Below are 17195 nucleotides of genomic sequence, written 5' to 3' on the forward strand. Positions count from 1 at the left end.
CCCGGCCGAAGCCGCCGCGCCCCCTGTGATCGACCGGCGGCGGCGCAACGTCATCTTCGGCACGATCATGCTCGGTGTGCTGCTCGCGGCACTCGACCAGACCATCGTCGGGACCGCGCTGCCCACGATCGTGGGTGATCTGGGCGGCGGCGACCACATGTCGTGGGTGGTGACCTCGTACCTGCTGGCCGAGACCGTGGCGACGGTCCTGGTCGGTAAATTCGGTGACCTCTTCGGCCGGAAACTGATCTTCCAGATCTCCGCCATCGTCTTCATCAGCGGTTCCTTCCTGTGCGGCCTGTCCGGCAACATGACCTTCCTGATCGTGTGGCGCGGCGTCCAGGGCATCGGGGCCGGCGGCCTGATGGTCACCGCGATGGCACTGATCGCCGATGTGGTGCCCCTGCGAGAACGCGGCAAGTACCAGGGCATGATCGGCGCCGTCTTCGGGGTCGCCACCGTCATCGGACCGCTGCTCGGAGGCTTCTTCACCGACCAGTTGACCTGGCGGTGGTGCTTCTACGTCAATGTCCCGATCGCGATCCTCGTCGTCATCGCGGCCGCGAAAACGATTCCGGCGGTCCGGTCCTCGGGCCGGCCGGTCATCGACTACCTGGGCATCGCGCTGGTCGCCATCGGCGCCAGTGCGCTCATCCTGGCCACCAGTTGGGGCGGGAACGAGTACGCCTGGACCTCGCCGGTCATCATCGGCCTGTTCGCGGGCGGCGCGGTCGCGCTGGCGTTGTTCTGCCTGGCCGAGACACGCGCCGCGGAACCGATGCTGCCGATGCGGCTCTTCCACAATCCGGTCTTCGCCGTGTGCTCCATCCTGAGCTTCGTCGTCGGCTTCGCGATGCTCGGCGCGATGACCTTCCTGCCGACCTACCTCCAGTACGTCGACGGGGACTCGGCCACGATCTCGGGCGTCCGGACCCTGCCCATGGTCATCGGCCTGCTGATCGCCTCCGTCTTCAGCGGCAACGTGGTGAGCCGGACCGGCCGGTACCGGATCTTCCCGATCGTCGGGAACGCGGTCATGGGCGTCGGCCTCTACCTGCTGTCGGTGATGGGACCCGGGACCAGCACCCTGCTGGAATCGCTGTACATGTTCGTGCTGGGCACGGGCATCGGCCTGTCCATGCAGGTGCTGACCATCGCCGTGCAGAACACCGTCGACTACGCCGATCTCGGCACCGCCACCTCCGGCGTCACCTTCTTCCGTACGCTCGGCAGCGCCTTCGGCACGGCGGTCTTCGGGACCATCTACGCGAACCACCTGGGGCCCGAACTGGAGGCCGCCTACGGGGAGGCGGCGCGGCTCACCGGACAGGATCCGGAGCAACTGGCCAGGGCGGCGTCCACCCCGGGCGGGGTGCACCGGCTCGCCCCGGAGGCCGCCGCGCCGGTGATCGACGCGTACGCGCAGGCCCTGCAGACGGTGTTCCTGTACACCGTTCCGGTCGCCGCGTTCGGCTTCGTCGTGGCGCTCTTCCTCAAGCAGGTGCGGCTGCGCGACAGCGCCCGGGCCGGGTCCACGGACATGGGCGACGGGTTCGGCTCGCCGGCCACGGCCTCGGGCGACTCGGCCAAGCTGCTGGAGCTGGCCGTCGGCAAACTCGTACGGAACATGGGCGCGGACACGGCGCGGGGGATCGTCGAAGGCTCCGACACCCGGCTGGACATCGCGGGCGCCTGGGCGGTGATGCAGGTGGACGTGATGACGCGGACCATCGGCCACGCGAGCCTCGGACTGATCGCCGGCCGCCGGTCCCTGCCGCCGGAAGTGCTGATCCCCGTCTACGAGCGGATGGCGGACGAGGGCTTCGTCAGCCGCGAGGACGGCTTCGTGACCCTCACGGCGGCCGGGCAGCGGGAGGCCGACGTCATCTCGAAGGCGTGGGGCGAGTGGCTCAAGGACCAGCTGGAGAAGGACCGGGGGCGGCCGCGGAGCGCCGAACTGCGGGTCGCGGCGGACGCCATCGCCAAGCGGTTGCTCGCGGAGGACCTGGGGGAGGGCAACTTCGCGCCAAAGGTGGTGGTGCGGCGGTAGAACGGGGCCCGGAGCGGAACCCGGTGGCGTCGGCGATCGTCATCCCTTTCGAAGCGTTCGGACAGCCGGACCGGCAGCCGGACGGCGGACCACGGACGACGGACGAGGACGACGGGGGCGCTCGTGAGGATCACACTGGCCGAGGAGATCATGCTGCTGTCCCTCGACGACGAGTCCGGGGCGGCGCGACAGCGCCAGTCGGCGGGTTGGGCCGTGGCGGGCGCGCTCCTGCTCGAACTGGTCATGGCGGAGCGGGTGTCGGTGTCGGGCAAGTACCTGGAGCTCCGCAGCACCGAACCCACGGGGGAGGAACTGCTCGACGGCCGGATCCGGTTGCTGGAGGCCTGGCTGCGAGGGCGTGACAAGCGCCGGGTGACGGACTGGCTGACGAAGGACCAACCCAAGGCGGTCGGCGCCACCCTGGAGAGGCTGGGTGCGCGTGGACTGGTGGTGGCCCAGGTCCACAAGGTGTTCGGGGTGTTCCCGCAGCGCCGCTACCCGGAGGCCGACGGTACCGTCGAGAGCGCCCTGCGCGAGCGGCTCCGCGCGGTCGTCCTCGACGGCGCCGAGCCGGACGAGCGCACGGCCGGGCTCATCGCCCTGATCCACTCGGCCAAGCTGCACCGGCTCGTCTTCCCCGGCCGGCAGCCCCAGGAGGTGTCCGCCCGGATGGAAGAGATAGCCGCCGGCCGGTGGGCGGCCGAGAGCGTCCGGGCCGCCATCCGCGACATGCAGGCCGCGATGGTGGCGGTGTCCGTCGTGACGGTCCTGACGGCCACCTCCTAGCGGGCCACCTGGGCGTCCTCAAGGCGGGCGCCCTCCGACGGGCGTTCTCCGGCGGGTGCCCTCCGGCGGGTGGTGCGGCCGCTCAGACGCTCGGAGCCGGGCCCGAGACCGGGTAGTCGTACGAGGGGACGGGCGGCGGCGTGGTGAGATCCGGGCGCCAGGCGCGCAGCACGCTCGCCGACGGGACGTAGAGGGCCGAGGGGATCTCGGCGGGGGCGAACCACTGCCAGCGGACGATCTTGTCCGGCTCGGTGACGGCCGGGACGCCCTCCGCCGCGGTGGTGACGGCGGCGGCCGTCAGCCTGGTCACTCCGGCCTGCGCGTCGATCTGCACGGACAGGATCCGGATCGCCGCGGGGTCCGCCCGCAGTGCCGTCTCCTCGGCGAGTTCCCGGGCGGCGGCGCGCTCGAAGCCCTCCCCGGGGTCGACCTTTCCGCCGGGCAGCTCCCAGCGGCCGTCGTGGGCCTGGCCGAGCAGCACGCGGCCGTCCGCAGCCAGGACGACCAGTCCGACGCCGACGACGGCGTGAGGCCGCGGCGTGGCGCGCTCGGGGCGTTCGCCGGTGGTGGTCATGGACGTCCTTCCGATGGAGGGGTGGGCCGGGCCCGGACATGGATCCGCTCGCCCTGGGGGCCGAAGAGGCTCAGGAACTCCGCCGGCTGCGGACCCGCGTTGAAGAAGGCGTGCGGGGTGCGCGTGTCGAACTCGGCGGCCTCGCCCGGACCGAGGACGAGGTCGTGCCCGCCGAGCAGCAGCCGGATGCGTCCGGCGAGCACGTACAGCCACTCGTAGCCCTCGTGGACCTGCAGCTCGGGCTCGGGCGGCGGACCGTCGAGGGGCGGGAGGATCTGCTTGAAGGCGTGCACGCCGCTGAACTTCCGGGTCAGCGGCACATAGGTGCTGCCGTGCCGGACGAACGGGCGCGGGCGGATCCGGGGGTCCCCGGTCTCCGGGGCGCCGACCAACTCGTCGAGCGCCACCCGGTGCGCCCTGGCCAGCGGAAGCAGCAGCTCCAGCGTCGGCCTGCGCTGTCCGGACTCCAGCCGGGAAAGGGTCGAGAGCGAGATCCCGGTGGTCTCGCTGAGCTGGGCCAGGGTGGTGCCGCGCTGTCGGCGTAGGGCGCGCAGCCGCGGGCCCACGGCGGTGAGCACGTCGGCGAGTTCCTCGTCCTGTTCCTCGGTGGCCATGGATCCATTTGCCACTTCGGCAAGAACATTTGTCAAGCGGGCCGCCGTGGGCGGACCCTCACAGGTATGGACAACGCAAGCGACAACTCCTTCGACGTGGTGGTCGTGGGCGGCGGGGCCGCCGGCCTGGCCGGGGCACTGACCCTGGTCCGGGCCCGCCGTTCGGTACTGGTCATCGACTCCGGCAGCCCGCGCAACGCCCCGGCCGCGCACATGCACGGATACCTCGGGCAGGACGGGGAGAGCCCCGCCGCGCTGTTGGCCAAGGGGCGGGCGGAGGTGGCCGGCTACGGCGGGGAGATCCGGCCGGGCACGGCCGTGGCCGCGGACCGGCTGCCCGACGGCGGCTTCCTGGTGCGTCGCGGGGACGGTACGAGCGTCCGGGCCCGCCGGTTGCTGGTCGCCACCGGCCTGGTGGACGAGCTGCCCGCCGTGCCCGGCCTCGGGGCGCGCTGGGGGCGGGACGTGCTGCACTGCCCGTACTGCCACGGCTGGGAGGTCCGGGACCGGCCCGTCGCGGTGCTGGCCGACGGGCCCCTCGCCGTGCACCAGGCCCAGCTCTGGCGGCAGTGGAGCGAGCGGATCACCCTGCTCGCGCACACCTGGCGGCTCACCGCCGAGGACCGGGAACTGTCGGCCGCCCTCGGGATCCGGGTCGTGGAGGGCGAGGTGACCGGCCTCGGGGTCCAGGACGACCGGCTGACCGGGGTGACCTTGGCGGGCGGCGCCGTGGTGGAGTGCGAGGCCCTGGTGGTCGCCCCGCGGTTCACCGCCCGCTCGGGTGTCCTGAGCAGCCTCGGCCTGCCGACCGTCGTGGTGGAGCGGGACGGCCTGCCCGTCGGCACCTGCGTCGAGTCCGACCCGGACACCGGAGCCACGGCCCTGCACGGGGTCTGGGTCGCGGGCAATGTGACCGCCCCGCTGGAGAAGGTCCCGGGCGCGGCCGCCCAGGGGGTGCGGGCGGCGGTGGCCATCAACACCGAGCTCGTCGAGGCGGAGGCCCGGCGGGCCCTGGAGGTCCACCGGGCCGGCGCCGTCGTGTGAGGGGCGTGCGGGGTGTGTGTGAGGGCGGCGCGGGGCGAGGTGATGACCGTTCGCCGATTCTCGGACATCTGTGCGGGTTTCGGTCGGCTCCCGTTCGCGCAGGCTCTGAACGGTGTGATCGTCATACGGTCCAACGGCTCGGGGGGACGCTCCATGGCACATGTGCTGGTCATCGGCGGAGGTGTCGCGGGGGCCGCCACCGCCCTGCTCGTGGCGCGGCGCGGACACACGGCGGAGGTCTTCGAACGCGACACGCGGGCCCCGGGCACGGCGCTCGACCGTGACTTCTTCGGCTGGCGGCGGCCGACCGTACCGCAGGCGGCCCAGCCGCACGTGCTGCTCGGGGCCGCCCGCAACGTCCTGCGCGGCGATCTGCCCGACGTCCACGCGGAGATGCTGCGGCTCGGCGCCCGCGAACGGCACGAGCTGGACTGGTTCGACGTACGCCCGCCCGCGCTGCCCGGCGACGAGGACCTCGTGATGCTGCAGGCCCGGCGCATCGTCCTGGAGAGTGCGCTGGCCACGGCCCTTCGCGCGGAACCGGGCGTCGTCGTCCGGTACGGGGAGCCGGTCAACGGGCTGATCACGGCTCCGGGCCCGTCCGAGGGCGCCGGGATCCAGGTGATGGGAGTGACCACCGAGACCGGGAGCTACCCGGGGGACCTCGTCGTGGACGCCGGCGGGCGGCGCGGCGGCACCGAGCGCAGGCTGGCCGAGGCCGGCTGCCGGCCACCCGTGGTGGAACGGCATCGCACCGGGCTCGCGTACTTCTGCCGCTGGTACCGGCTGCCCGACGGCATGGACGAGGGGCCGCGCCGGCCATGGGCGGTGACCGGAGGGCCCTTCGCCGGGTGCGCCGTCTTCCCGGCCGACAACCGGGTGTTCGCCGTGACGCTGTTCGTGCACACCACGGACACCACGCGCTCGGCACTGCGCGACCCCGCCGTGTTCGAGGCGGCGGCACGCGCCTTCCCGCCCGGCGCGGCCTGGCTGGCACTGGGCGCCGAACCGCTGTCGGGCGTCCTGGCCACGGCGAGCCTGGACAACCGGTGGAGCGCGCTGGTCGACGAGGCGGGCCCGGTGGTGACCGGGCTGGTGCCGGTCGGGGACTCGATCACGCACACCAACCCGACCCTCGGGCAGGGCACCTCGCTCGCGTTGTGGGCCGCGCGCAGGGTGGCCCGAACGGCACACCGGGACCCGGGATCGGCGCGGTACGCCACCGATCACCACGCCTGGACGGAACGCACCCTGAAACCGTGGTTCGACTTCCAGGTCGTCGCGGACGCGGCGATCGGCGAGCGCTTCGCGACCCGGGCGGTGCGCGGGGGGACGGCACGCGAGGTGTCCGCGCTGTTCGACTGCGCGCTGGAGGATCCGCTGGTGATGCGCGCACGGGCGCGGGTCCGGCACCTGGTGGAGCCGCCGGAGCGGGCGTACGCGGATCCGGAGATCCGCGCCCGAGTGACGCGCTGGCTGGCGGCTCGGCCGCACTACGCGCCGAACGTGGCGGGGCCGGACCGGGAGGAGTGGGAGAAGCTGACGGCGGGCTGAGGCGAGGCGGTCGGGAGCCGCTCAGCCGGGGGTGGGGTCGGCGGTGGTGTCGGGGGTCGGGCCGGCGGCGGGGTCGGGGGTGTGGCCGAGGACCTCGGCGAGGTCGTAGCCGACGACCTCCTCCAACTGGGCGTAGGTACAGCTCTCGGGCGTCCGGTCGGTCCGCCAGCGGTGGAACTGGGCGGTGTGGCGGAAGCGGTCGCCTTCCATGTGGTCGTACTTCACCTCGACGACCCGCTCGGGTCGCAGCGGCACCCAGGACAGGTCCTTCTTGCCGGTCCAGCGACTCTGCGCGCCGGGCAGCCGAGCGCTCTCGTGGGCGGACTCCTCGGCCCAGGCGGCCCACGGGTGGCCGGTCGGATCGGGCATCCGCAGGGGTTCGAGTTCCTCCACCAGCTCGGCGCGGCGCTTCATGGGGAAGGCGGCGCACACGCCCACGTGCTGGAGGGCGCCGTGGGCGTCGTACAGGCCGAGCAGCAGCGATCCGACAATCGGACCGCTCTTGTGGAAACGGAAACCCGCGACGACGACGTCGGCCGTACGTTGGTGTTTGACCTTGAACATGAGGCGGGCATCGGGCCGGTAGCGGAGATCGAGCGGTTTGGCGATCACCCCGTCGAGCCCGGCGCCCTCGAATCGCTCGAACCACTCCTGCGCCAGCGCGGGATCGGTGGTCGCGGGCGCGAGATGAACGGGGGGCCGAGCGGTGGAGAGGGAACGGACGAGGGCGGCGCGGCGGTCGGCGAGCGGGCTGTCGAGCAGGGAGTCGTCGCCGAGGGCGAGCAGGTCGAAGGCGACGAAACCGGCGGGTGTGGTCTCGGCCAGCAGGGCGACGCGGGACTGCGCGGGATGGATGCGTTCGGTCAGCCGGTCGAAATCGAGGCGCCCGCCATGAACGATGACGATCTCGCCGTCCATGACGCAGCGGCTCGGCAGACTTTCCTTCAGGGCCTCCACCAGCTCGGGAAAATACCTGGTCAGGGACTTGCCCGTGCGGCTGCCGAGCTCGATCTCGTCGCCGTCGCGAAACACGATGGCCCGGAAGCCGTCCCACTTGGCCTCGTACTGCATCCCGGGCGGGATCTTCGCCACGGACTTGGCGAGCATCGGCTTCACGGGCGGCATCACTGGCAGATCCATGCCTCCGATTCTGCGGTGGTACGTCCGGACCCGCCCGGTATGCGCGCAGGACCGGGCCCGCCTACCGTGGCGCTCATGGGTGCTGCCGGTAATGCGATCGAGCTCGACGCGGGCGGACGGACGGTACGACTGTCCAGCCCGGACAAGGTGTACTTCCCGGAGCGCGGCCTCACCAAGAGGGACGTGGCCGAGTACTACCTGGCGGTGGCACCCGGCATCACGCGCGCCCTGCGCGACCGGCCGACGACCCTGGAACGCTTCCCGGACGGGGTGGACGGCGAGTCCTTCTTCCAGAAGCGGGCACCGAAGAACCTGCCCGACTGGATCCCCACCGCCCACATCGCCTTTCCGAGCGGCCGCACCGCCGACGAGATCTGCCCGACCGAACCGGCCGCCGTCCTGTGGGCGGCCAACCTGGGCTGCCTCACCTTCCATCCCTGGCCGGTACGGCGTGAGGACACCGACCGCCCCGACGAGCTCCGGATCGATCTGGACCCGCAGCCGGGCACCGACTATCACCACGCGGTGGCGGCCGCCCACGAACTGCGTGCCTTGCTGGAGGAGCTCGGCCTACGGGGCTGGCCCAAGACCTCGGGCGGCAGGGGGCTGCACGTCTTCGTGCCGATCGAGCCGCGCTGGACCTTCACCGAGGTCCGCCGGTGCGCCATCGCCCTCGGCCGGGAACTGGAGCGCCGAATGCCGGGCAAGGTCACGACGGCCTGGTGGAAGGAGGAGCGCGGCGAGCGGATCTTCGTCGACTACAACCAGACGGCACGCGACCGCACGATCGCCTCCGCCTACTCCGTCCGCCCCCGCCCGCACGCCCCGGTATCGGCGCCGCTGCGCTGGGACGAGGTGGACGACGCGGAACCCGGCGACTTCGACATCGTGACGATGCCGGCCCGCTTCGCCGAACTGGGCGACCTGCATGCCGACATGGACGAGCACGCCTTCGCCCTGGACGCCGTACTGGAACTCGCGGCCCGCGACGAACACGATCACGGCCTGGGGGACATGCCCTACCCCCCGGACTACCCGAAGATGCCGGGCGAGCCCAAGCGCGTCCAGCCCAGCCGGGCCAAGCACGAGGACTGACGGGCGCCATCACCCTGGGTCGAGAGGGCCATAGGCGGGGGAGGGACGCGGTCCACGCCCCGCCCACCGCCGACACCGCGACCCGGCCCGCTCGGACCGGGGACCGGCAGCGTCCCGATGTGTGGAGTGCCGGCGCCCGCGTCATGACGTGGTGTTGATCAGTCGTTGATCGGACGTCCATCCGCAGAGATAAGTATCACCGGCATGTCGATCAATACCACTGCCGCAACCACTGACACCGCTTGGTACGACCTCGCCCTGTGCGCCCAGACGGGCCCCGGCTTCTTCTTCCCGGAGCCCGGCTCCTCACTGCGCGACGCGAAGCGCCTGTGCGGTGCCTGCGAAGGTCGGGCCGCGTGCCTGGAGTACGCCCTGGCCAATGACGAGCGCTTCGGAGTCTGGGGCGGCCTCTCGGAATCCGAGCGCCAGGCCCTGCGCCCGCGCCGCCGCTGATCAGGTGCGGGTGGCCTTCCCACTGGCCCGCACCAGCCCCACCCGCCGCGCGAGTTCGAACCCCTCGCCCCCACACTCCTCCCGGCGAGGTGTGTGGGGTACGACGCGCACGGGGTAATGCCCCCCGACGGGCGACACGACCCCACCGAACCGCGGGTCCCCGGCGAACCAGATCCGGTCCGGGTGGTCATCCTCCAGCGTGGCGAGCGGGACGGGGAGCGGGATGATCCTGAACGTGGCCGTGAAGTCCCCCTCGAACGGGATGGCGATGGTCGAGGGGCTTCCGGGCGGCCGGCGCGGGTGCCGACACTGCCACTCGCGCCAGGGGTACGACCTCAGTACGAGGGCGACGCGACGTCGCCGGAAATAGGCGATGGTTACCCAGGGGAACAACGGCGCTGCCAGCATGGTCATGAGCGCGAAGGCCAATCCCGCGTGCGGGACCAGGTCAATGCAGGCCAGGGCTGTCAGCGGCGGGCCGCCGAGACTGAGCACCCACCCAAGGCGTCGTGCAGCCAACCGTTTGTAGCCGACCACGGTTGGAGGATGGTCCCAGGCCGCCTTGGTGAGCGTGACGCTCATAGGAGTGCCTCCAGGATGCGTGAAGACCCTGCTGCCGTCGGTGCGCTCGCCTCGGGGTCGGCGAAGGCGAGGGTGTGCGCGACCGCTTCGATGATGTCTGTGTAGGCGTCGGCGTATTGGGTGGACGCACTGGTCAGGTCGAGGATCAGTAGATGGCTGCCGTTGGGATGTACGGTCGCGACCCTGGCCTGAAACAGGTGATGCTCGATACCTGGTACGGAAATGGTCCCGGCGACCAGACAACAGGGTAGAGCTGACGGCACCTCGATGAACTTGCTGACGGAGCTGGTCCACAGTGTTGAGCGGGCGATCGCCAGAGCCGTACGAGCCACGGCAAGCTGGGGGTTGGGCTGCCCGATCGGTCGGATCGCGAGGGAGAACAAAGAAGTGGTGACCCCGACCGGCGCCTCGGGATGAAAGCCGAGAGCGGTGTGTACGACGTCGTGCGCTGCGAGTCCCTCAAGGCCATCCACGAGTCGGGACAGGTCCTCTTGGGCGGCTGGGCTACCCAAGGCTTCTGCGAATGCGTCCAGGGATGCCGCGTCGCCAGGACCGATGTCATGGAACCCCGGTGGAAGGCGAAACCAGACCGATGGGCTGCTGCTCTGCTGGGTCACGGCCGCAGCACCGACCAGACATGGCCTGATTTCCTGATCGCGGAAGGCGCGTCGTCCAGGACCCCGCGGGTGCCGTCCGCGGCCGTTGAGCCGTGTTCGATCGTTTCGCTGTCGGATCCGTAATCCATGCCAGCAGTCAGAGCACCAGTACCCGCCACCGCCACACCCATCCGGTCTCTGGCTTCTTGAGTCGACGACCGCATGGCCCATCCGGTGAGAGGGCTGTCCATCTGCCGCAGCTCCTCAGAAGTGCTCCACGCCGTTTGCCTGAATGCGGTGGCCCCGGGGGCGAGTCCCGTCAACGCGCTACCTTCCGGAGCGGCGGCCATGGCCGCTCGGGCGGCTGCCGTGCCGGCCTTGGCGCCGGAGGCGACCGCTGCCACGCCCGGGACCGCGCCGGCGGTGTCTCCCAAGAGGGTCACACTGCTCTTCCAGAAGTCCGCGTCGAACTGGCCCTTGGTGAAGCCGTCCGTCAGGGATTTCCGGAACTTCGGGTCCGAGGTGTGCATCGCCAGGGCAGCCAGCGAGAGGCCGCTTCCGACGAGCATGAGTGCGAGCCCCGCCGGCGGGCAGGCCAGAGCCACCAGAGCTCCGACGAAACCGAGCATCGCCGACGCGTTCGACAACGCGTCCGCCGGATCCTCGACGATCTTGTTCCAGATCGAGGCCAGGAGGCCCGGTTCCTTCGGGGCCAGTCGGTCCGTCGCCGCGTTCAGGCTCTGCGCCACCCGGCGGGCGGCCGCGCCGTGCTCGGAGGCGAGTTCGCGGGCCAGGCGGCGGGTGTCGGTGAGGGCCTCCTCCGTCTTCGCCGCCGCGGCGCGGGCCTCGTACTGGCCGGCCAGCGTGCGGTGGGCGACCAGGGTGTCGTGCCACCCCGTGAGCCGGCGGGACGCCTCCGCGAGGGAGGTGTGGGCCGCGCCGAGGTAGCGGGGGAGGTCCTTCGACAGGGAGGCGCGGAAGGCCGTGGCGGCCTCGCCCTGCCAGGCCGAGCTGTGCGCGACCAGGTCCTTCATCACCCGGGAGGCCTCGCCGAGGGAGGTGGCCGAGGCGGTGAGCTTCTTGGCCAGGGCCAGGACGGTCGCGGGGTCCCCGGGGGCCGGGTCGAAGCCCAGCGCCGCGTACTCAGCCACGCGCGGCCGCCGCCCGGAGGAAGGCCGCACGCACGGCCTGATCCAGCTCCGCGTACTCCGCGGCGCTCCGGTCCACGCCCTCCCGGAGGTCCTTGACGCGTTCGGTCAGCTCGCGCGTGCCGTGGGCCCAGCGTTCCTGGAAGCCGTCGCACGCCGCGTCGAGGTCCGCCGTGCCCAGCTGATCGGGCCGTACGTGGTCCAGGGCGCGCCGGGCCTCCCGAAGGGAGACCAGCGAGGAGTCCAGGGCGCGCGTCAGACGGGTCAGCTGGTCGATGTCCACCTGGAGCGAGGTCATGACGCGAAACCCTGGCAGAGCGGGGCTCTGCCAGGGCAATCGGCGTCACTCGCCCGAGCGAGCGGAAATCGGTCAGCCCTTGCGGGCGGCGAGACGTGCGGCGCGGGCGGCCAGCTTCTCGTCGAACTTCTTGGCCTCGGAGTCCAGGCCGTTCATGAACAGCCCGAGCTCCTCCTGGGCCTTCTGGCCCTCGGGGCCCAGACCGTCGATGTCCATGATCTTGAGGAAGCGGATCACGGGGCTCAGTACGTCGTCGTGGTGGATCCGCAGGTTGTAGACCCCGCCGATGGCCATCTGCGCGGCCATCCGCTCGAAGCCGGGCATGCCGTGTCCGGGCATCCGGAAGTTGACGACCACGTCGCGCACGGCCTCCATGGTGAGGTCCGGGGCGAGCTCGAAGGCCGCGCCCAGCAGGTTGCGGTAGAAGACCATGTGCAGGTTCTCGTCCTGCGCGATGCGGGCCAGCATCCGGTCGCAGACCGGGTCACCGGACTGGTGGCCGGTGTTGCGGTGCGAGATGCGGGTCGCGAGCTCCTGGAAGGCCACGTAGGCCACCGAGTGCAGCATCGAGTGGCGGTTGTCGGACTCGAACCCCTCCGACATGTGCTGCATGCGGAAGGCTTCCAGCTTGTCCGGGTCCACGGCGCGCGAGGCCAGCAGGTAGTCGCGCATCACGATGCCGTGGCGGCCCTCCTCGGCGGTCCAGCGGTGCACCCAGGTGCCCCAGGCGCCGTTGCGGCCGAAGAGCGTCGCGATCTCGTGGTGGTAGCTGGGGAGGTTGTCCTCGGTCAGCAGGTTCACGACCAGCGCGATCTTGCCGATGTCGGTGACCTTGGACTGCTGCGGGTCCCAGGCCTCGCCGTCCTCGAAGAAGCCGGGGAAGTTCCGGCCGTCGCTCCACGGGACGTACTCGTGGGGCATCCAGTCCTTGGTGACCTTCAGGTGCCGGTTGAGTTCCTTTTCGACCACTTCTTCCAGCGCGAACAGCAGCTTGGCGTCCGTCCACGCCGCCGAGCTGCCGAGGTGGGGAGAGGTGATCGTCACGGGTACTCCTGGGGGGAAAGCGAACTACCTACGGTTCCGTAGCCTACGGAGTCGTAGGTTAAGCGTGACATCAAGGCCAGCCAACCCCCCGGTAGGTAAATGTCCGGTTGCGTCCAGTTATCTATGCAGTTTACGGCCGGTCCGAGCGGGGTTCGAGGGGGCAAAAACACGCCGGCAGGTGGTGCGCGAGCCCCGTTCCGACGCAAAAAATTCGGTTCCGCTTCGCCGGGCGGGACCGGTTCCGGCCCCGCCCGGCGAAGCCGCCGGGCTCTCACTCACCCGACCACAGCGTGTCCCGGACCTCCTCGGCCGTGGTCGGCCGCAGATCGCCGTCCAGCAGGAGCCATCGCGTGATGCCGATCGACTCCAGGAACGGCACGTCGTGGCTCGCCACCACGAGTGCGCCCTCGTACGACTCCAGCGCGTCGGTCAGCTGCCGCACGCTCGACAGGTCCAGGTTGTTCGTCGGCTCGTCCAGCATGAGCAGCTGTGGAGCCGGCTCCGCCAGCAGCAGGGCCGCCAGCGCCGCCCGGAAGCGCTCGCCGCCCGACAGCGTGCCCGCCGGACGGTCCGCCCGGGCGCCCCGGAACAGGAAGTGCGCGAGCCGGGCCCGGATCAGGTTGTTCGTGGCCTGCGGGGCGAACCGCGCCACGTTCTCCACCACCGAACGGCTCTCGTCCAGCACGTCGAGCCGCTGCGGCAGGAACCGTGTGGTCACATGCGCCACCACCGCCCCGGACTCCGGCGCGAGCTGCCCCGCGATGGTGCGCAGCAGGGTGGTCTTGCCCGAGCCGTTGCGGCCGACCAGGGCGATGCGCTCCGGCCCCCGCAGTTCCCACTCGCCGGGTACGGCGGCCCCGTGGACCAGGCGCAGATCGCTCAGCGTCAGCACCTGTCGTCCCGGCGGGACGACGGTGGCGGGCAGTTGGATCCGGATCTCGTCGTCGTCGCGCACCGCGTCCACCGCCTGGTCCAGACGTTCCTTCGCCTGCGCCAGCTTCTCGGTGTGCATGATCCGGTGCTTGCCGGCCGACTCCTGTGCCGCGCGCTTGCGCGCACCCATCACGATCTTCGGCTCGCGCTTGTTCTCGAACATCTTCTGTCCGTACCGCTTGCGCCGCGCCAATTTGATCTGTGCGTCGACCAGTTCGCGCTTCTGCCGCTGTACGTCGGCCTCCGCGACCCGGACCATCCGCTCGGCGGACTCCTGCTCGGCGGCGAGCATCTCCTCGTAGTCGGTGAAGTTGCCGCCGTACCAGCGCACCTCGCCGTCGCGCAGATCGGCGATCTGGTCGACCCGCTCCAGCAGTTCCCGGTCGTGGCTGACCAGGAGCATCACTCCGGACCAGGACTCGACGGCCGCGTACAACCGGCTGCGGGCCCGCAGGTCCAAGTTGTTGGTGGGCTCGTCCAGCAACAGGACGTCGGGGCGGGCGAGCAGCAGGGCGGCCAGCCGTAGCAGTACGGACTCGCCGCCGGAGAGCTCGCCGACGGTGCGGTCCAGGCCGATCCGGGCGAGACCGAGTTGGTCGAGCGTGGCCAGGGCCCGCTCCTCCACGTCCCAGTCGTCGCCGACGGCCGCGAAATTCGCCTCGGTGGCCTCGCCCGCCTCGATGGCGTGGAGCGCGGCGCGTGTGGTGTGGATGCCGAGCGCCTCGTCCACGCGCAGCGCGGTGTCGAGGGTGATGTTCTGCGGGAGGTGGCCGACCGAGCCGGCGACGGAGGACTGGCCCTCGGTCGGGGTCAGTTCGCCGGCGATCAATTTCAGCAGGGTGGACTTCCCGCAGCCGTTGAGCCCGATCAGGCCGGTGCGGCCGGGGCCCACGGCGAGTTGGAAGCCGTCGAAGACAGGAGTGCCGTCGGGCCAGTCGAAGGACAGGGTGGAGCAGGTGATGAAAGCAGGGGCGTGACTCATGGAGGCCTCCAGGTTGCGTGAATGGTGCGTGCAACGCGGGGAGACAGCCGACGGTTCAGCCGCAGGGCGTGGTGGTCGGTGTCTCGAACCTCAGACGAGCAATGTCCTGCTCCGTTTCGACGGGGATGGGCCGTCTTCGAAGCTACGGGCGGCCGTGGCCGCCCGCAATCGAATTACTCAGCAGGTGTCTCTCATCAGCTCGGCCAGGCTGTGGTCCATGTCCAGGTAGAGGTGTTCGAGGCCGGGCGGCACCACGGTCGCCGCCCGCTCCAGGAAGCGGTGCAGCTCGGCCGTCAGCATCAGAACGATCGCGACGCCCTCCGTCGCGTGGAACTCGATGGTCGTCCGGTCGCCGTCGTACGGGCGCACCCGTACGTCGCCGTAGCCCGACGGGCGGTCCAGCCCGGACTCCAGAAGCTCGCGCGAGAAGGTCCACGAGACCTCGACGCCCTCCAGCGTGGCGGGGGCGGGGAAGGCCATGCGCACGGCGAATGGATCCGCACGGTCGTAGCAGAGGGTGACGGGCACGGTCTCGACCTTCGGCGCGGTGGCGACCAGACGGGCCTGTGCGGCCTGCTCGATGACAGTGATCAAGGCTCACTCCCTTGCGGCGGATCTGCTGCCGGGCTGTGGGTGGGGCCCGGCAACCCGATAGACGCGGGAATCGGCACATCCGTGCATGGGCCGTTGCGTGAGCTGTGTCACCGATTGGCCGGAACCGCTCCGTGTGATCGCACAGAGTGACCGGACGGGTGGTGCGGCCGAAGGCGGCCCCGTTCCGCGAGGGGTCGGGGGTGCCTCGGAGAAGGGCTGGTTACCGATCACTCCACAGGCCTAAGGGTCTGCGTGGAGGCCGTGTGGAGGGTCGCGTAGAGGGCGGCGGAGACGGTCATGCCGACGGGCAGGGAGAGGTCGACGCCGCCCAGGGCCGAGGCGATCGGCCCGGTGTAGAGCGTGTTGACGCACAGGGCGGCCGCGCCCACCCCGGCCGTGAGCGCGAGGGCACCCGCGAGACGGACGCCGCCGGTGTACCAGAAGGGGCTGCCGGGAGTCTCGTCGGCCAACGCCCGCCCGTCGTAGCGGCACCGGCGCAGCAGGATGTCGGTCGCGTAGATCGCCATGACCGGGCCGATCAGGACGACGATCAGTTGGAGGGAGTTGCTGACGGTGTCCAGGAGGTTCGAGACGAGCAGGCCGTACAGGGTCAGGGCGACCGCGACGGCGCCGTCGAACAGGACGCTGACGGAGCGTCGGATGCGGATCCCGACCGCCTGCAGGGCGAGCCCGGCGCTGTAGGCCGTCAGGGCGTTGACGGAGATCGTGCCGAGGATCAGGGCGAGCAGGAAGACGGGGTGGAACCACCCGGGCAGGAGCTGTTGCAGCGCGGCCTGGGGGTCGGTCATGTCGACCGCGGTCGCGGCGAACGCGCCCAGGGAACACACGGCGACGCTGGGGAGGAAGGCTCCGAGGGCGGTCCAGCCGATGATCGCCTTGCGCGAGGACGAGCGCGGCAGGTACCGGGAGAAGTCGGCGCTGGTGGTGTACGAGAGCGGGCCCGAGGCGATGAGCGTGATGCCTGCCAGGAGCACCGCCCAGAGGTCGACGCCGGTCAGGGGCGGGGCGGGGTGGTAGGCGAAGTCGGTGTGCCCGAGCACGGCTACGGCGACGACGGCGAAGGCGGCGGCCAGGACCACGGTCATGGGAAGGTAGAGCTTCATGATCATGGCGTGTCCGTAGACGCTGATGGCCAGGGTGAACGCGGCGATGGTCACGATGACGACGGCCTTGATCCCGGTGTTCGCCGTGATGCCGGCCCGTTCCACGAGGGCGAAGGCCGCGGCCGCCGCGGCGGCCAGGTTGAGGGCGAAGTAGCAGACGGAGACCAGCCAGCCGCCGACCGCGTTCATCACCCGGTTGCCGATGACCCCGTACATGGCCCGGGTGATCACCTCGCTGGGTGCGCCGGCCGCCGGGCCGGAGGTGGCGAGCAGGCCGGTGAGCAGCCAGAACAGATTGCCGATCACGATCACGGCGACGGACTGCCACAGGCTCAGCCCCATGAGGACCAGTGCGCCGCCGATCACCAGGCTGAGGTAGTTGACGTTCGCCGCGGCCCAGACGGAGAACAGGTCGCGGGGGCGGCCGTGGCGCTCGGAATCCGGGATGTGGTCGATGCCGTGGGCCTCGATGCGGGTGGCCCGCTCCTGGGTCGGTGCGGCCTGCCCGAGCGCTCCGGGGGCCGGGTGCGAGCCGGGAGGCGAGCCGGGAGGCGGGTCGGGGATCGGGGACGCCATGGGGGACC

The 17195-nt window shown here is 71.2% G+C and carries 17 protein-coding genes; 6 read left to right on the forward strand and 11 right to left on the reverse strand.

Translation table 11 applies throughout. The annotated features are described in order from the left end of the window. The first annotated feature begins 67 nt into the window (after window positions 1-67). Together ACGFYY_RS12205 and ACGFYY_RS12210 are read left to right on the forward strand one after the other, a co-directional pair. The gene (locus ACGFYY_RS12205) at window positions 68-2050 is read left to right on the forward strand and encodes an MDR family MFS transporter (RefSeq protein WP_393708935.1); all 1983 of its coding nucleotides are present in this window, start codon (window positions 68-70) and stop codon (window positions 2048-2050) included. A 123-nt stretch (window positions 2051-2173) separates the two neighbouring features. Continuing rightward, window positions 2174-2836, forward strand: a complete 663-nt coding sequence (locus tag ACGFYY_RS12210; RefSeq protein ID WP_393708680.1) for a GPP34 family phosphoprotein — start codon at window positions 2174-2176, stop codon at window positions 2834-2836. 82 nt (window positions 2837-2918) lie between these two features. Here ACGFYY_RS12210 and ACGFYY_RS12215 read toward each other — a convergent pair whose 3' ends face one another. Together ACGFYY_RS12215 and ACGFYY_RS12220 are read right to left on the reverse strand one after the other, a co-directional pair. Next, on the reverse strand, window positions 2919-3410 hold the full coding sequence (locus ACGFYY_RS12215) for an NUDIX hydrolase (RefSeq protein WP_365268461.1): 492 nt from the start codon (window positions 3408-3410) through the stop codon (window positions 2919-2921). After that, window positions 3407-4024 (reverse strand): helix-turn-helix domain-containing protein, encoded by a 618-nt coding sequence (locus tag ACGFYY_RS12220; RefSeq protein ID WP_393708682.1) that lies wholly within the window; start codon window positions 4022-4024, stop codon window positions 3407-3409. Before ACGFYY_RS12220 ends, ACGFYY_RS12215 begins: the two co-directional genes overlap by 4 nt. A gap of 66 nt (window positions 4025-4090) precedes the next feature. Here ACGFYY_RS12220 and ACGFYY_RS12225 point away from each other — a divergent pair, with 66 nt between their 5' ends. Together ACGFYY_RS12225 and ACGFYY_RS12230 are read left to right on the forward strand one after the other, a co-directional pair. Next, window positions 4091-5068, forward strand: coding sequence for an NAD(P)/FAD-dependent oxidoreductase (locus tag ACGFYY_RS12225; RefSeq protein ID WP_393708684.1), 978 nt, complete (start codon window positions 4091-4093; stop codon window positions 5066-5068). A gap of 153 nt (window positions 5069-5221) precedes the next feature. Then, window positions 5222-6622, forward strand: a complete 1401-nt coding sequence (locus ACGFYY_RS12230; protein ID WP_393708686.1) for an NAD(P)-binding protein — start codon at window positions 5222-5224, stop codon at window positions 6620-6622. A gap of 21 nt (window positions 6623-6643) precedes the next feature. Here ACGFYY_RS12230 and ACGFYY_RS12235 read toward each other — a convergent pair whose 3' ends face one another. Beyond that, window positions 6644-7762, reverse strand: coding sequence for an ATP-dependent DNA ligase (locus ACGFYY_RS12235; RefSeq protein ID WP_393708689.1), 1119 nt, complete (start codon window positions 7760-7762; stop codon window positions 6644-6646). A gap of 75 nt (window positions 7763-7837) precedes the next feature. On the opposite strand from ACGFYY_RS12235, the gene ligD reads away from it, so the two are divergent. Continuing rightward, a complete protein-coding gene (ligD, locus tag ACGFYY_RS12240; protein ID WP_393708691.1) occupies window positions 7838-8857 on the forward strand; it encodes a non-homologous end-joining DNA ligase in 1020 nt (339 codons plus the stop codon). Between the two features lie 204 nt (window positions 8858-9061). Continuing rightward, window positions 9062-9310 carry a WhiB family transcriptional regulator gene (locus tag ACGFYY_RS12245; RefSeq protein ID WP_365268479.1) on the forward strand — a complete coding sequence of 83 codons (249 nt, stop codon included), beginning with the start codon at window positions 9062-9064 and terminating at the stop codon, window positions 9308-9310. Here ACGFYY_RS12245 and ACGFYY_RS12250 read toward each other — a convergent pair whose 3' ends face one another. The 8 genes from ACGFYY_RS12250 to ACGFYY_RS12285 form a co-directional block, all read right to left on the reverse strand. After that, window positions 9311-9892, reverse strand: coding sequence for a hypothetical protein (locus ACGFYY_RS12250; RefSeq protein ID WP_393708693.1), 582 nt, complete (start codon window positions 9890-9892; stop codon window positions 9311-9313). It abuts the gene before it with no gap. Further along, window positions 9889-10509: a hypothetical protein gene (locus ACGFYY_RS12255; protein ID WP_393708695.1), complete on the reverse strand. Its 621-nt coding sequence runs from the start codon at window positions 10507-10509 to the stop codon at window positions 9889-9891. The genes ACGFYY_RS12250 and ACGFYY_RS12255 overlap by 4 nt, the downstream gene beginning before the upstream one ends. Beyond that, complete coding sequence (locus ACGFYY_RS12260; protein WP_393708697.1) at window positions 10506-11639, reverse strand: hypothetical protein; 1134 nt, start codon at window positions 11637-11639, stop codon at window positions 10506-10508. Before ACGFYY_RS12260 ends, ACGFYY_RS12255 begins: the two co-directional genes overlap by 4 nt. Further along, entirely contained in the window at window positions 11632-11934 is a 303-nt protein-coding gene (locus ACGFYY_RS12265) for a hypothetical protein (protein ID WP_365268488.1), read from the reverse strand. The genes ACGFYY_RS12260 and ACGFYY_RS12265 overlap by 8 nt, the downstream gene beginning before the upstream one ends. 72 nt (window positions 11935-12006) lie before the next feature. Continuing rightward, window positions 12007-12978 carry an acyl-ACP desaturase gene (locus tag ACGFYY_RS12270; RefSeq protein WP_393708699.1) on the reverse strand — a complete coding sequence of 324 codons (972 nt, stop codon included), beginning with the start codon at window positions 12976-12978 and terminating at the stop codon, window positions 12007-12009. 271 nt (window positions 12979-13249) lie between these two features. Beyond that, a complete protein-coding gene (locus ACGFYY_RS12275; protein ID WP_393708701.1) occupies window positions 13250-14893 on the reverse strand; it encodes an ABC-F family ATP-binding cassette domain-containing protein in 1644 nt (547 codons plus the stop codon). Window positions 14894-15070: 177 nt separating this feature from the next. Continuing rightward, window positions 15071-15487, reverse strand: a complete 417-nt coding sequence (locus tag ACGFYY_RS12280; protein ID WP_033220016.1) for an SsgA family sporulation/cell division regulator — start codon at window positions 15485-15487, stop codon at window positions 15071-15073. Between the two features lie 227 nt (window positions 15488-15714). Beyond that, window positions 15715-17187 carry a purine-cytosine permease family protein gene (locus ACGFYY_RS12285; RefSeq protein WP_393708704.1) on the reverse strand — a complete coding sequence of 491 codons (1473 nt, stop codon included), beginning with the start codon at window positions 17185-17187 and terminating at the stop codon, window positions 15715-15717. Window positions 17188-17195 lie beyond the last annotated feature (8 nt).

It is taken from the genome of Streptomyces sp. NPDC048331, from assembly GCF_043201215.1.
GTDB lineage: Bacteria > Actinomycetota > Actinomycetes > Streptomycetales > Streptomycetaceae > Streptomyces.

Excerpts from the sequence above, each read along its gene's own strand:
- ACGFYY_RS12250 (WP_393708693.1), bottom strand. The coding sequence starts at position 9,892 with ATGAGCGTCACGCTCACCAAGGCGGCCTGGGACCATCCTCCAACCGTG.
- ACGFYY_RS12225 (WP_393708684.1), top strand. The coding sequence starts at position 4,091 with ATGGACAACGCAAGCGACAACTCCTTCGACGTGGTGGTCGTGGGCGGC.
- ACGFYY_RS12265 (WP_365268488.1), bottom strand. The coding sequence starts at position 11,934 with ATGACCTCGCTCCAGGTGGACATCGACCAGCTGACCCGTCTGACGCGC.
- ACGFYY_RS12215 (WP_365268461.1), bottom strand. The coding sequence starts at position 3,410 with ATGACCACCACCGGCGAACGCCCCGAGCGCGCCACGCCGCGGCCTCAC.
- ACGFYY_RS12220 (WP_393708682.1), bottom strand. The coding sequence starts at position 4,024 with ATGGCCACCGAGGAACAGGACGAGGAACTCGCCGACGTGCTCACCGCC.
- ACGFYY_RS12230 (WP_393708686.1), top strand. The coding sequence starts at position 5,222 with ATGGCACATGTGCTGGTCATCGGCGGAGGTGTCGCGGGGGCCGCCACC.
- ACGFYY_RS12285 (WP_393708704.1), bottom strand. The coding sequence starts at position 17,187 with ATGGCGTCCCCGATCCCCGACCCGCCTCCCGGCTCGCCTCCCGGCTCG.
- ACGFYY_RS12275 (WP_393708701.1), bottom strand. The coding sequence starts at position 14,893 with ATGAGTCACGCCCCTGCTTTCATCACCTGCTCCACCCTGTCCTTCGAC.
- ligD (WP_393708691.1), top strand. The coding sequence starts at position 7,838 with ATGGGTGCTGCCGGTAATGCGATCGAGCTCGACGCGGGCGGACGGACG.
- ACGFYY_RS12245 (WP_365268479.1), top strand. The coding sequence starts at position 9,062 with ATGTCGATCAATACCACTGCCGCAACCACTGACACCGCTTGGTACGAC.
- ACGFYY_RS12235 (WP_393708689.1), bottom strand. The coding sequence starts at position 7,762 with ATGGATCTGCCAGTGATGCCGCCCGTGAAGCCGATGCTCGCCAAGTCC.
- ACGFYY_RS12205 (WP_393708935.1), top strand. The coding sequence starts at position 68 with ATGCTCGGTGTGCTGCTCGCGGCACTCGACCAGACCATCGTCGGGACC.